The sequence below is a fragment of the Acinetobacter sp. BEC1-S18-ESBL-01 genome (assembly GCF_014169935.1).
GTDB classification, from domain to species: domain Bacteria; phylum Pseudomonadota; class Gammaproteobacteria; order Pseudomonadales; family Moraxellaceae; genus Acinetobacter; species Acinetobacter pittii.
Genome location: NZ_AP022302.1, coordinates 2371758 through 2386308 on the forward strand (window position 1 = coordinate 2371758; position 14551 = coordinate 2386308).

At 36.6% G+C, this 14551-nt stretch carries 7 protein-coding genes and 2 pseudogenes; 3 read left to right on the forward strand and 6 right to left on the reverse strand.

The window, feature by feature from the left end; all coding sequences use genetic code 11:
• Positions 1–51: 51 nt before the first annotated feature.
• The gene (locus H7R46_RS11155) at positions 52–483 is read left to right on the forward strand and encodes an SRPBCC family protein (RefSeq protein ID WP_005070058.1); all 432 of its coding nucleotides are present in this window, start codon (positions 52–54) and stop codon (positions 481–483) included.
• Between the two features lie 49 nt (positions 484–532).
• Here the strand turns inward: H7R46_RS11155 and H7R46_RS11160 are convergent, their stop codons facing one another.
• Positions 533–1099: a TetR/AcrR family transcriptional regulator gene (locus H7R46_RS11160; protein WP_005070059.1), complete on the reverse strand. Its 567-nt coding sequence runs from the start codon at positions 1097–1099 to the stop codon at positions 533–535.
• 647 nt (positions 1100–1746) lie between these two features.
• Between H7R46_RS11160 and H7R46_RS11165 the strand changes: the two genes are divergently transcribed.
• A complete protein-coding gene (locus H7R46_RS11165) occupies positions 1747–2955 on the forward strand; it encodes an IS256-like element ISAba26 family transposase (protein ID WP_000343018.1) in 1209 nt (402 codons plus the stop codon).
• A 256-nt stretch (positions 2956–3211) separates the two neighbouring features.
• On the opposite strand, the gene H7R46_RS11170 is transcribed toward H7R46_RS11165, so the two are convergent.
• The 3 genes and pseudogenes from H7R46_RS11170 to H7R46_RS11180 all read right to left on the reverse strand — a co-directional run.
• Entirely contained in the window at positions 3212–3727 is a 516-nt protein-coding gene (locus H7R46_RS11170) for an SMI1/KNR4 family protein (RefSeq protein ID WP_005070062.1), read from the reverse strand.
• A gap of 268 nt (positions 3728–3995) precedes the next feature.
• Positions 3996–5396 (reverse strand): hypothetical protein, encoded by a 1401-nt coding sequence (locus H7R46_RS11175; protein WP_005070065.1) that lies wholly within the window; start codon positions 5394–5396, stop codon positions 3996–3998.
• A gap of 11 nt (positions 5397–5407) precedes the next feature.
• A pseudogene (locus H7R46_RS11180) lies at positions 5408–6094 on the reverse strand (putative toxin); the annotation flags it as partial.
• 62 nt (positions 6095–6156) lie between these two features.
• Here H7R46_RS11180 and H7R46_RS11185 point away from each other — a divergent pair.
• A protein-coding gene (locus H7R46_RS11185) for an IS3-like element ISAba21 family transposase (RefSeq protein WP_085947552.1) occupies positions 6157–7322 on the forward strand; the annotation gives its coding sequence in 2 pieces (ribosomal slippage) (positions 6157–6415 and positions 6415–7322; 1167 coding nt in all).
• A gap of 25 nt (positions 7323–7347) precedes the next feature.
• On the opposite strand, the pseudogene H7R46_RS11190 reads toward H7R46_RS11185, so the two are convergent.
• Positions 7348–12753: pseudogene (locus tag H7R46_RS11190) on the reverse strand (DUF637 domain-containing protein); the annotation flags it as partial.
• A 46-nt stretch (positions 12754–12799) separates the two neighbouring features.
• Positions 12800–14539 carry a ShlB/FhaC/HecB family hemolysin secretion/activation protein gene (locus H7R46_RS11195; RefSeq protein ID WP_002122106.1) on the reverse strand — a complete coding sequence of 580 codons (1740 nt, stop codon included), beginning with the start codon at positions 14537–14539 and terminating at the stop codon, positions 12800–12802.
• Positions 14540–14551 lie beyond the last annotated feature (12 nt).

Sequence of the window (14551 nt, forward strand, 5' to 3'; positions counted from 1 at the left end):
ATCCAAATTCTGACAATTACCAATGTCAAAATAATTTCTAGAGGGAATAAGATGTTAAAAACTCAAAAAATCAACATCGTACAAGAATTTGATGCACCCATAGACAAGGTCTTCGCGACTTTAAGTGAGCATGAAAACCTAAGTAAACTTTTTGCTCCTGCTAAAGTGACTCGTATAAGCGACGGAAAAGACGCTCGTAATGGTGTTGGCTCTGCGCGCAAAATGTCTATTCCGTTGACCCCTTCATTTGTAGAAACAAATTTAGTTTATAAAGAAAATGAACTGATTGAATATGCAATCACGAGCGGGATTAGCCCAATTAAAGGTCACCGTGGTGTCATGAAATTTACTGACTTGGGAAATAATCGAACTCGTTTGGATTACACCATTAGCTTTAAAGGCCGCGTTCCTTTTATTGGTCCTATTATTAAAGCCGCTCTACAAAATGGTGTGAGTCGCGGACTTAAAAAACTTAAGTTTTAATCAAGATATAAAATAAAAAGCCCAATCACGGGCTTTTTATTTTTAAGGTTTAAGTTGAATGCTCAGATAGCATAAATAAAAAGTAATTTAATAATTTATCCCGTTCATCTACGCTATTGGCACTTAACAGTTGAACCATTGCCCCATCAATTGCAAATAGAAACATGTGGGCATCTTTTATTGAAGCGGTCGTTTTGACAGTAAGAAGCAGGTTATAAAGCTCATTTATAAACCAGTTTCTATAATCAACAACCACTCGATAAGCCGTTGCATAACACTTTTCAATTTCAAAAATTGCTTTAAATGGTAAACGGTAAAAGCCCTCTAAATTGGCATGTAAAAAGTAAATTTGCTTGAGTTTATCGAACACCATAAGTTCGCTGTATGAATTGATAATTGAAAGGACTTTTACTTTAAGCGCATCCGTTTGAAAGGTTAAACACATCTCGATCAGTCGTGCTTTTGAATGAAAGATATTATAGAAAGTCGCTTTGGGGATGTTGGTTTCAGCAATAATTCGGTCAACACCGACCTTGTTAAACCCATCTTGATTAAATAAATCTTTTGCTGTGTGCAGCACTCGTAGTGCTCTAAATGAAGATTCTAAATTTTTCATATATACCGCTTAAAATAATTTTTTGTTGTATATAAAAGAGATAGAAATGCCGTCACTCTTAAATTGAGTGCTAAAAACAGGCATGTAAAAGCCGCACAATAATGGTGTGCTCGCCTACCTCGGTTTTATTGTTGCTATGTTTTAGTCGTAACGATGTTTAGGCATAAAAACCTAGGGTCGGTTAAACCGATTTATAGACTGTTTAAGCGGTATGGCTAGAGAGAGTTTGGCAAAGGCCAAAAATCGAGAAGAATTAGTACGCATAGCGAACTCCTTTGGCTATAAAAGAAGTCTCACCGCATTACTGCTAAATAATGGTGGCGAAACGAAAGAGGGTTAGCAGACTGGAGCCAAAGAATCCAGCACACCCGAAGGTGTCCCCCTCCCGTTCCGCCGCAGAGGGGGCACGCAGGGATTTCCACAAAAAAGTTAGACTTTTTCGTGTACTTTGGCTGATGGTCTGCTAAAACCAACTGGCAATGTAGGCCAGCCCGCAAAGGATAGTATTCGCTCTTGTTGACGTCAAGCGTGGGAAATGACATTTGTATTAAAGTAGATCGTTAAAAAGAAAGGGGACTGTTCTAAATTTTGTGTAAGTACTTAATTTTCATTTATCCTTCAGAGGATAATTACAAAAGGTACTTCACATGGATGAAGCAACAATCAAAAGTATGGCTGCCGAATTGGCTAAAGGTCTAAAAACACCAGAAGACTTAAACCAAATGACAGCAGTCTTTAAAAAATTCATGATTGAAACTGCACTCAATACTGAACTTTCAGACCATCTCGGTTATGAAAAGCATCAGCCCAAGAAAGGCTCAAATAGCCGTAATGGGTTTAGTTCTAAAACCATTACAACTCAAGATGGACAACTGGCTTTAGATATTCCCCGTGATCGAGAAGGTTCATTTGAGCCACAAATTATAAAAAAGCACCAAACACGCATCACCAGTATGGATGACCAAATCCTCTCACTGTATGCAAAAGGAATGACTAATAGGGAAATTGTAGCCTTCTTCAAAGAAATGTACGATGCCGATGTGTCAGCATCTCTCATCAGCAAAGTTACCGATGCTGTGATTGAGCAAGTGACTGAGTGGCAAAATAGAGCCTTAGATAGCCTTTATCCTGTTGTCTATCTTGACTGTATTGTTGTCAAAGTCCGTCAGCACTCCAATGTGATTAACAAGTCCGTATACCTTGCTTTAGGCATCAATATGGATGGGCAAAAAGAATTACTGGGTATGTGGATTGCTCAGACAGAAGGTGCCAAATTCTGGCTGTCAGTCATGACAGAGCTAAAAAATCGAGGAGTACAGGACATTCTTGTTGCCTGTGTAGATGGATTAAAAGGCTTTCCTGACGCGATAGCCTCTGTTTACCCTCATACTGATATTCAACTGTGTATCGTGCATGTTGTACGCAATAGCCTGAGATTTGTAAGCTGGAAAGACTACAAAGCTGTTACGTCGGGTCTGAAAGCGATTTATCAGGCAAGTACAGAGGAAAATGCTTTAAAATCCCTAGACATCTTCTGTGATCAATGGAATCACCAGTATCCCAAAATTGGAGAATCCTGGCGGGCCAATTGGGAAAATATCCGAACGATCTTTAGCTATCCAGCCGAAATACGTCATGCAATTTATACAACAAATGCGATTGAGTCGTTGAATAGCGTAATACGCCATTCAACGAAGAAAAGGAAAATCTTTTCATCTGATGACTCAGTAAAGAAGGTCATTTACTTAGCAACATCAAATGCTGCGAAGAAATGGACGATGCCAATTCAAAATTGGCGTTTAGCAATGAATTGGTTTACGATTCAGTTCGATGATCGATTAAAAGATCATTTATAAAAAATGGAACTTACACAAAATAATTTACAGGCTCAAAGAAAGAAATTAGCCATCGGAAATGGGCTTATATATTCATAGAAAAATAAGGATATACCTTTCTTGCTTTATTAATTTAGTAACTACATAGCAAACTATAGATTAGCTCTAGAGATGACTTATATATTTAATTTTAAGCATTAATCTTTGCAACATAATTAGAATAATAAATAAAATGGGATATGCTAAAAAACTAGCCCTTGTTAGAGCTTCAATAAAATTATTTTTTTGTTCGCATCTCCCAGAATTTATCGCCCTCAAAATTAACATAGTCAGTTATAAAATATTCAAAGTTGACTGAACAATACCAATCTGAGCGATTATCAAAAGGTAAAGCGATAAGTACAACGCCATAATCCTTACTTTCAGGATCACACCTTAACAATAACAAATCTGAATCACCATAAAACTCACCAATTATCAAATCCCCCTTAGTGAAGTCTTTAGGCCTTAACTCTCTATAATATTTATTAGATGACTGTAACTCATCAATACTAAATATTCTCGCTCCCCATTGCCCATATTCCTCATCCTTGAATAAATCAGCCCCATTACTAACTAAAAGGAACTCCTTAAACTCTGTGGGTAATTGCAAATCGATATCATCAAATCTATCTGGTGAAATACCATTATTCAAAATACAACGAAACTGAAAAAAAGTTTTTTCTCCTCTATGAACAGCGTGCTTTAGTTCTTTACTCCAAAGAATCTCTATTTTTCTTAATGCTTCATTCACATTTTTCTCCAAAAAGAATTAAATTCTTGTTAAGGGTGTCCCTAAATTCTTCACAAGAATTTTTTGATCGCTTTTTAAGGCATCAACATTTTTAGCTGCCTTTAAATCCACACGTATTGATAATTCAATTAAAGCAGATGTTCTGTCATCCATAGTGGATGACAGAACATTCAACAGCTATATTCGCTGCTATATATTTCTTGTACAGAATAAAAATAAGGGGCTTCATCCCCTTATTTTTATCAATAAAAGTCTTTTTATATAAATATTACTTAGCTTTAAACAAGTTAAAAATTGGGTTAGAAATTTCTTGAGATTCACTCAAGTCATTACACCAATAATCCATGAAAGTGACTTTAACAAAAAACCGCTCAAATACAATTACTTTAATTGCTATACGAAACAAATTAAACTCTTGTGGATCGATTTGGTCTAAATAAACTTCTGAATGCCCCTCAAAATGATCAACTTTACTTTCTACATTTGACCATTCTGATTGCGCTAATGGGTAATTACTAGCTAATACTTGAAGTATGGATTCAGCATACTTCTGACGGCTCATTGTTTCTTGCTCTGGTCGATCCCACGCTCCAATAAATAGTTCCTTTTCTATAGGAGAGTCATATCCATCGGGTTTATAAAAAAACTCTATTTCACTTACCTCACCATGACTATAAACATCCTCAACACCATAACCAAGCGCTATAGGATCAAACATGCGTAATAACCATGCTTGAGACAATTGAACAATCCATTGATCGGTACCAAATTCCTTTATTCCCTTCAAATATGTATAAATATTTTCCGGCGGCACTTCTGCTTGCATATAAGCATCTGATATTAAATTAAAATGAGGCACACGGAAGACATCAGTATAATTAGTCTGCAAAGGAATATTAATTACATTATGTTCAGATAAGCCTTTTAAAACTCTATAATCCGTGTTTATTACATAAGCCTTTTCTGGTGACCAAAAGGCATCAGTACCCAAATGATGTTTAACTATTTCACGCTGTTCATCCACATGTTCTGTTTTTTCAAATATATCTTGTACTTGCTCAGTTAATTGAATGTAAACAGCATCATCTGATAACTTTTCTACTTTATACGCGGGGGTAGACAATAAACACTCTAAGCCAAATAAATCGACATAAGGTTTACCAAATACCGTTCCCCAATACATATCTGGTAACCAATGTTTTAGTTCATAGGAAAAAGGTGTTACCCCACGCCATCCTTCTTTAATTCCTAACTGTGGTTCCGAATGCCGATTTGCATCAATAATTGCTAAGTCCGCATTAAATTGTAAGGTAGTAGTTTTCAGATAATTTATCAATTTATGCTGATCAATTTGAGTAAACTCTGAGGTAAGATATTCCTCACTATGCGTCTCTCCATGCAGTGAAGGCCAAAAACTTCCTTGATAACGGGGCTTTTTTAAACGTTGACACAATAATCGATCAGCAGCTCCCCCTCTGTCATTAGGAATCAGTTTTTCTATTATGTCAGGTGAAAATGGGATTTTTAATGGTTCCCAAAAACCATACTTTTCTGGAAGCATTTCTGGAAAGGAATTACAGTAGTGGTGTATCCGTTTAAAAAATTCTTGGGGATCTCTCAACATATTTGGAGTAAAAATTTTGCTATAAATAGGACGCTTAAACTTCATTTGATAATTTCCTAATATGAGTGGAGAGTATTTTTGATAGGATCAAATCTTTGAATTGTCCCCTTATTAGATAAAATACTATTCTTCACTGTTTCAGATATCTTTGTATTCATATTTACTACTAAAGTAACTGGTTTTCCTGTTGCCCCATACCCCCTGAGTTGCTGGGTATCTGTAAGATATTGGACATTCTTGAACTCAACTAATGTCCCACCATTACCGAATGCATCTGGAATAATATTAATCTGTCCATCTCTCTCAGTTTTTATGGTAATCATTTGTCGATCGGTATTTCGCTTTACCCCCAATTTACTTGCAGCACTCATTTCAAATTCTTTACCGTTTAATCGGTTTCTGGTAACTACGTCTTTTTTTACTTGTAAAACTTTTAAAGTATAAGCTTGATCTACTTTTAATTTATCCAATTCAGCTTGAGCAAGCTTTAATGATTCAGCCTTCCCCGGTTTTAAATCTGTTCCAATAATAAGGTCAAAAGCTGCTAAAGCTCTATCAAAAGGAGTACTGGCAGGACCAAAAACAGTTACCAAATCATCAGCTATTCCAACAAGCTCACTTACGCCTTGATCTTTAAGTTTTTGTACAAAAACCTTTGAATCGACTATACCCTTATTTGCTTTCTTAATATCACCATAAATTTCAGCTGCTTTTACTAATAGCTTACCTGTGGTAGTTGTGATGTGTGCTGAGAAAACAGGAGGTTTTAACTTGGTAAACTATAGACACTCATCAGGAGTTTACCATGAGCAAGAAACAGAAGACTTACACCGCAGAATTTAAAGTTGAAGCAATAAAATTGATTGAAGCCAATCAAGGCAATGTATCGGAAACAGCCAGACAACTTGGCATTTCAATGCAAACTCTTTCAAATTGGAATAATAAAGCAAAGACTGGCACCTTAGCAGGCACTAAACAATATTCACCTGATCTAAATGCCTTACTCGAAGAAAATAAAAAGCTCAAACAACAGCTCAAAACAGCTGAAATGGAACGTGAATTTCTAAAAAAGGCAGCAGCGTACTTTGCGAAAGAAAGTCAGTAAGGTACGCCTATATGAAACAGCAAAGATATTTATTCCCGATTAGCTTTATGGCTAGATTACTTCACGTTTCAGTGTCACGATTTTATGATTGGCTAAAACGAGGCATGAATAAAAGATTGGTTCAGCGAAATCAACAGACAATTTTGGTCAAAATAGCTCATGAGGAAACTAAACAAAGCTATGGCTATATTCGATTAACTAAGCATTTACAAGCGCAAGGTATCAAAATCAGTACGTATGCTGTACGTCAAATAAAAAAGCTCAACCAGCTGTATTGTAAGCGTCATAAGCGTTTCAAAAGAACTACGAAGAGTGATCATAATCGAGCGATCTACGCAAATTTACTAGAGCAACAGTTTTCAATGACTAAGCCCAATCTTGCATGGTCAAGCGATATTACATACATTTGGACTGCTGAAGGTTGGTTATACTTGGCAGCAGTAAAAGACCTGTACACGAAACAAGTGGTTGGCTATAGCTTAAATGAGCGTATGACCGCACAACTTGTTTGCAATGCACTGACTATGGCGATTCGTAATCAAAAACCAACGAAAGGCTTAATTATTCATTCGGACAGAGGCAGCCAATATTGCAGCCATGAATATCGAAAGATACTGGAAAAATGTGATTTTCAAGGTTCAATGAGCAAACGTGGGGACTGTTACGATAATGCACCGATTGAAAGTTTCTGGGGCATACTCAAGAATGAATTAGTGCATCATTGCAACTATAAAACCAGAGATGAAGCTAAAGCAGATATTACAAAATACATTGTGTTATTTTATAATCAGCGAAGAATTCAAAAGAGTTTGGATTTTAAAACGCCAAATCAAATAGCAGAGAACTTTTATCGGTTAGCTGCCTAGCATATCCCAAGTGAAAGTCTCCTGCTAATTCAGCACATATCATTGCTAATCTAACTAAGGAGTTATTCTGAATCGCAGTATCAGCACTGTTCGCAGCAGTGTTTACATCATAACCAGTATATGCTGCAACCGTTCCAGAAACTAATTTACCTATATTCCGGATTTTTAGTTTTTCTGCATCAGTATATTCAATACCATTGGCTGGTTCTGGCATTAACCCTGCAACTATTTCACCTACACCGGCACCAATCGCACCTGCCTCACAACTAGACTTCGTTGCAGCAGCAGCAGCACATCCAACAGCGGCGTGAGCAATTTTATGAATTGTATATTCAAATATATTCGGATCGACTTTATCTAAACTCGTTCCAATCTGACTAGCCAACTCTCCTTGTAAGGCCCCTGCTAAACCGGCTAGTAATGCAACTTGTAAATTATCGCCAAGATTCCCACCATTAATGGCAGTTTGTACTAAGGTGGATCCTACAGAAGTGGTAAAATTATTTACTAATCGGTCTGATAGGAGAGTACTGTCTGGTTTTAAATTTAGAGCAGTACCAACTTGACTTAATAAACCTGCTGTTACCACAGATGCAGCCAGATTTTTAATGGAATCTTTACTTCCCATCTCTTTTAGGGTCTTGCCAATATCCCCACCGTTATTAATCAGACCAATACTTGCCTGAGCAGCTAGACTCGTGACTGCTGCATTTGCCATTGCCCCTAATGTTGATGGAACAATTGCGCCTGCCGCTGTGGTAGTCACCCCAGCCGTACCAAGCATGCTTGCCCCAAGACCGACCGTAGTACCACTAGCAGCTGTTCCTCCTGCTGCTCCAGCCGCCGCTGCTGTACCAGTACCCATTGTCGCAATAGTGACGATGATGACAATTAAAGCCGCTCCTGCTCCAGTTAGACCTTGTGATTTATAATCCCAATCCTTTTGAGTAAGGAGGACCTTCTGCCAATCCACATCATTACGATTGACTAAATCTTTAAGGTAAGTATTTCCAGGTTGGTTTGCTAATTTTAAAATTTCATCCCGAAGTACTATTTTATTGGCATCTTTTTCACTTATCGGTATTTGTACGCTCAGCCCACCAGCAGCCTTAAATGTAGGCGCAACAGGTCCATTAAAATTTGGGAGTTTGGCTGTTTCTGTAATGGAGCCTTTATCTTGCATAGATTGCCAAACAACAGAATTACTTTCTTTCTTTAGTTTTGTCGAAATATTAGTAATAGCAGGCTCAATAAAGATTTTACCACCTGATTCAATTGTTGCGCCTTTTAAATATTCAAAATCAGTCCCTACTAATCGTGTATCAAAGCCTGATTTTGTACCGATATAATCAGCAACTAATTTCGTCGGTATTTGTGTTACTACATTATGAGTGGAATTTGTCTTTGAACTATTATATTTAATCCCCATTATTGATGATTTACTATTCACATCAATTGTTGTTTTTGAAGATTCAGGAGCTGTATAAAAATTCAAATTACCACCTGAACGAACTGAAATCATCCCTCCATTCGCTGTGAGCTTACCTCCATAAATATCTATACTATTTTGTGGATTTACTTCTTTACTTTCTATATAAATATTTTTTGCATCAATATCAACTGAAGCAGGTCTTATTAACTCGTTTTCCATTACAGTTGTTATTGTCTTTTTCTTTAATCCACCCCAAGATTTTTTCTTCTGTACCTTTGTTGACCGATCAAAAATTTGCTCGAGTGCTACATCAAACAGAATATTCTTTTTCGCTTCTATCTTTACTTGATTTTTAGCTGAAATACCCACTCCTTGAAGTACAAGATTATCACCTGCACTATTTCCTACTGTTTTTATATTTATATCAGCTCCTTCAATAGTAGTAGGGCTTACAAAAGAAATTGCTTTATAATTAGAATCTGTATCATTACCCTTGTCATAAAAGTCATTATGTCCAGCTATAATAATACTAGCATTCATATTTATAGGCTGGTTATTCTTGTTTAAAACCGTAGAATTATAAATTTTATCGCTTCCCCCTTGAGCTTCAATATTTATTTTTCCATCATATCCTGCCTGGATTGTTGCTCCAGTAATTTTTATTCCCTTTTTTGAAATAAGGTTAATAATTCCATCACCTAGACTTGTTCTAAGTACAGTTTCTGCATGTTCGAATCCATTTGTCCCATTTTCTAAAAATGTGGAGGCATCTTTTAGATCTGCTAATTCTTCTTGCATTTGACTAATTCTTGAAGCACTATATTTTTTTAAACTTTCAGTATTAGATAAGATCATTGTCAAATTAAAAATTTTTTCAAACAATTCAGAGCTATATTTTTTACTAGCATAATTATTAAAATTATTCTTAATTCCATCAATATTAATATCACCTGAACTAGAAAAAATATTTATATTTCGACCAGAAATAAAAGCCCCTTGAATATCTACTTTTTTTCCTTCTACGTGAATATCTCCTGTACCACTAATAGTAAAATTCCTCTCAGAACCATTACCTTTACTCCCCCCATATCCAAGTAAGGTTAAATCTCCATTTTTTGAAATTAACTCAATATTATTATCACCTTGAATTTTAATTTTTTCTGGATCCAATACAAGAGTATTATTTGTTTGAATTGAAAGATTTCCCTGTATCTTCTGTAATTGAGGATCACTTGCTAAAAATTTATCAGACTCTTGATTAGAAAATATATTCCTTGCTGAGTTTAGTTGAACATCCTTATTTATATTAAATGACCCATCAGTTTCAATATTGATTGCTCCTCCTTTAATGCTAGTAGAGTTAAGAGCTTGTGAGCCTTTACTTTTTAATGATAATAAACCAGCTGCTTTTAAATTAACTAAACTATAAGATTCCCAAATTGTAGATGTTACTGTAGGGCCCTGTTCACTATTCAAATAGATATTTTTTTGACTATTAAGCGCCATGTGTTTATCAGCATTCGCTTCTATATTTTGTAAAGTCAAATGATCTTTGGCGGAAAGCTCAATATTCCCTTTAGAGTTTAATTCGCTATTTGATAATGTCGTTTTACCCTCGCCATTAATAGATAAACCACCAACAGAAGTTGTTAAATTGGTGCTATCAATAACGATATCTGCTTTCTTATTCTGAATCTGTAAGGATTGTCCTTGTAAAACATTCTTTCTTACATTGTCATATCCACTATCACCACTAATCGTAACATCGGTATTCGCCTGTAAAGAAACACCATTACCAGCAACTAGTTGAATATCACCCTGTTCAGCAGTAATACGAGTAGATTTTAATTGTACATTCCCATCCCCAATTGACCCTAATGTAACCCCTTTATTACCATTAATGAAGGTCATATCAGTTGTTGCGCCATCTTGATCTGCCCAAGGAGCTGATTCTATTTCTTGCAGTGAATTTAAAACTAGATTTTTATTCGCAAGAATCGAAATTTTGCCAGCATTAGAATTGGCTTTGAGGCTATTGGCAGTAATCCCACCAGTTAAAGCTGAAATGTTGATATCATTTTGAGCATTTAATACATTATTTAGAAATAAATCAGTTGTTTCTGTGATCAGATTAATATCTTTTTGGGAGGTGAAATTCGTATTTAATGTTAATTGACCTGCTTGTAACTGGATACTATCTTTACTAGAGACCCCTTGAGCTGAAATACTTAAATTATTCTCGGCATCCAATGCAACTTTCCCTGTAATCTGGGGTAGAACTTTTGTTGCATTGTTCCAAACCAAGTTTCGTCCACTATGAGCATTAATGTTCTTGACTCGTGTTGCAGAATTTTCAAGTGCAAATCCAAGATTTTGTAAATTTACATCTCCTGAACTATATAAGTTTAAATCTTTACCCCCATAAATAGTCCCACCTCGAATATCAATTAAACCATCTGTATTTGAAGAATCTGCTTGTAGGTTTATTGAACCCAAGGATGCCTGTATCTGATTTTCGTTCAGTGAGAGCTTACCTTTTCCGGATACATTCAAATTTTGTGCTGCTATTAATTTTGCACCTTGAGCTGCAACTACATCTTTTTGCGACTGGATATAAGCAGAACCCCGATTACTGGTAATGCCTGCATTAGTTGCCAGATTGATGTTCGCTGCATCAACATATACATCTCCACTCTGTGCATCATTAAAAATTCGACTATTTGCCGCTAAATTTAAATTCCCTTTGCTACTAATGATTAAAGGAGAAGCAGCCAAGCTACCATTATTAATAATTTCTTTAGCATTTACATTCAGGTTATTACCTGAATCAATATTTAACATGCTATTACTATTAATACTGCCTGATGAGTTGATATCTGCAACAGCACCAGTGCCTGTTGTTTGTAGACTCACTAAACCTTGGGTTTTACTGGTCGAACTGATAGTACCGCTATGCTCAATTTTCCCTGCACTGGTAATCACCAGATTGTTGACTGCCTGAAGTGTCCCCGCATTAGTAACGCCTAGGCCCTTTTCTGTACCCATCAAATAAATATTATTGGCATACATTCCACCCAGCGCTTTAACATCTACTGCCAATGTCTGTGCGGTTCCTGTGCCTGTTTTAGCAGTAACATCCTGTAAATCTGCACTGACATTATTTGCTCCGGCAATGACCTGAATATCATTTTTAGCACGTAGCTCAGCACTAAGCTCTAATGCACGGGTATAGAGGTCTACATAATTTGCATCATTATTATTTCCCCCCAAGCCAAATTTAGAATTAGGGTTCGCTAAGACCGTAATTTTTCCTTGGTCAACCGTAAACTGCTTGATACTGCCATCGGCATTTAACTGAGGCTTACCCGTAGTAAAAATTGCCTTATTGGCATTAATAAAACCACCACCTTTAATGTTAATACCAGAAGGGTTGGCAATAATGACATCTGCCATTTGCCCTGCGACTTCTAAGTTTCCTTCAAATCTTGAAGCAGCTGTTGAATTTACCTCATTTAAAATAACTCGCGCTTCACCAGTCGCTAAAAATGGGTTTGCTCCCACTGTCCCTACAGTTTTAGTGGTGGCTCCTGTTCGGCTATTATTTAAAACAGCACCTTCAGCTAATACATCAAACTGTTTATAGATATTGTGAGAAATACCATTTTTGGGAGTCTGAATATTAACCACTGGAACTGTTGTGCCTGTTGAGTTCTTACCAGCACCAATGACAGCCCGATTTGCAGCATTCGCTGCGCTATCTGCAACAATAGCAGCATAAACTGGAGCAAAGGGCACCAACAAGCTGATACTTGCCACCAATGCCTTAACGTGCCACAGTTGATGAAATGATTTTTCTTGCACCAGTGATTGCCCAGAGCTCACTATTTCTGAGGAGGTAGATTGTCCTGCCGCCTTGCTCTGGCTTCTGACATTCTCGGCAACTGCCATAAACATGTTACGGGCTTTGTTAAAAACAATTCGATAAAGATTTTTGTTCATAAGTCAGTTTTCTCTAATTAAAATTAATTTTGTTTCTTAAGGAAACTTAATAAAAAGCATTTAGGCTAAATCCCAAAATCCAGTCTTTTTTTATATTTTTAGGTGCGATTAGGCCTCGCCCTGTAAAGGCATCAATATAAAAATGGTTGAGATAACTTCGTAGTCCTACGACACTTCCCATCAGATGACGCTGCCCAGCAATACTGTTCTCACCGTTCACCCATCCCTGATCTACAGCCATGTAAAATTGAGTATTAGGAATTTGTGTATTTACACTGATTTCCTGTTGTAAATACTGTCCGTTATCGCCTGATAGCATCAGTTCACCATCAAAACCTCGAACGCTATAACGACCACCGATATAAAAACGATCATTAGGTACTAAAACTCGTGGAGCATATTGTCCACGCCAGTTCAAACGGTATTGAGCAGGCGTATCTAAAAGCAAAAATGGCATTTGAAAACGTAAATCGGCACTCCATATCGGTGCACGGGAATACCCTTCTGACGGTAATGGATTTTTATCAATGTCCTTAATTTGTTCTTCTGGTGCTAACAACGCATCAAATGCGCCTGTGCCATGCCGATAATCCAAACCCGCATCTAATACAGCATCACCCAGATATTGGCGATGTTGTATCCCGGCATTCCAGCCTGAAGTTTTTCTACGTTGTACTTCGATTTCAATATCATCAATAAAGTTTGAATTTTGCTTATGGTAGAGCTTGCCATAGAGGCTGGTTTTATGTTGCCCACTTCGGCTAAGTACACGGGATACATTCAAATTACCCTGCTGACTTAAGCCGTGATAACGTAGTACACCATTTGCACCCAATACATTTTGCTCGTATTGATAACGGCTATAGCTAGTACTGAAATCATAATTTCCTAACGGAAGCTGATAACTTACAAAGTAGTTTTTATTTAAGTCTCGATGTAAGTTATCTAATGAATGACTAAAATTAAAAGAAAGAGAATCACTTAAATAGAATGGATTATTAATATTGAGTCCTAGACTACCTATATAACGACCTGTATCTTTACTCCCTGAATTATCCAGAGCAAAATTTAAATTGATTTTTGATTGTGGCTGTAACTTAATAATCAGATCACTATACCCTTTAGCTTCCTGAACAGACTCATTTGACGGCACAATTTGTATATCTACCGTATAAGCTCGTTTTAAGTTTTCGAGACCCTGATCAAGTTGTTGTAGATTAAGGACATCGCCTTCTTTAAATGGTAAAGATGCTTTAAGTTGTAATAAGGAGAGTTGCTCACCTTCTACGATGATCTTACGTAAACGCCCAATCTGCACACCAAGTCGCAAAGAACCTTGCTGAATATCTTGGGGGGCAACAGTAACCTGACTGGTAATAAAACCCTTTTTAATCAATTCATTTTGGGCGAAATTAACGAGGTTACGTAAGCTTTGCGTACCAATACACTTGCCAATAATCTTCTGCGGATGATTCCAGATTGCCCGAAGCATAAAGTGAAATTTATAGTGTTCAGGGTCCTGTAACGTCTTTCTATCAAAATCAATATTCTTGACTTTAACGCATGGCTCTTCCGAAACGACTATAGTTTTAAAATCCTGCAATTGGGTAGTGACAGGTTTAGGTACAAGCTGAGTGATTTGCTCTTCTAATTGTTGATTAAGCTCTTTTAAACGTTGTTCCTGACGTATACGATCTGGTAAAGAAATATCATCGATAGCATAAGCATGTGTAGCTAACCCATACAAAAGAAAAAAAGCGTGAGTAAAAAAAATTTTGTTTTGCATAAAATGTTATTT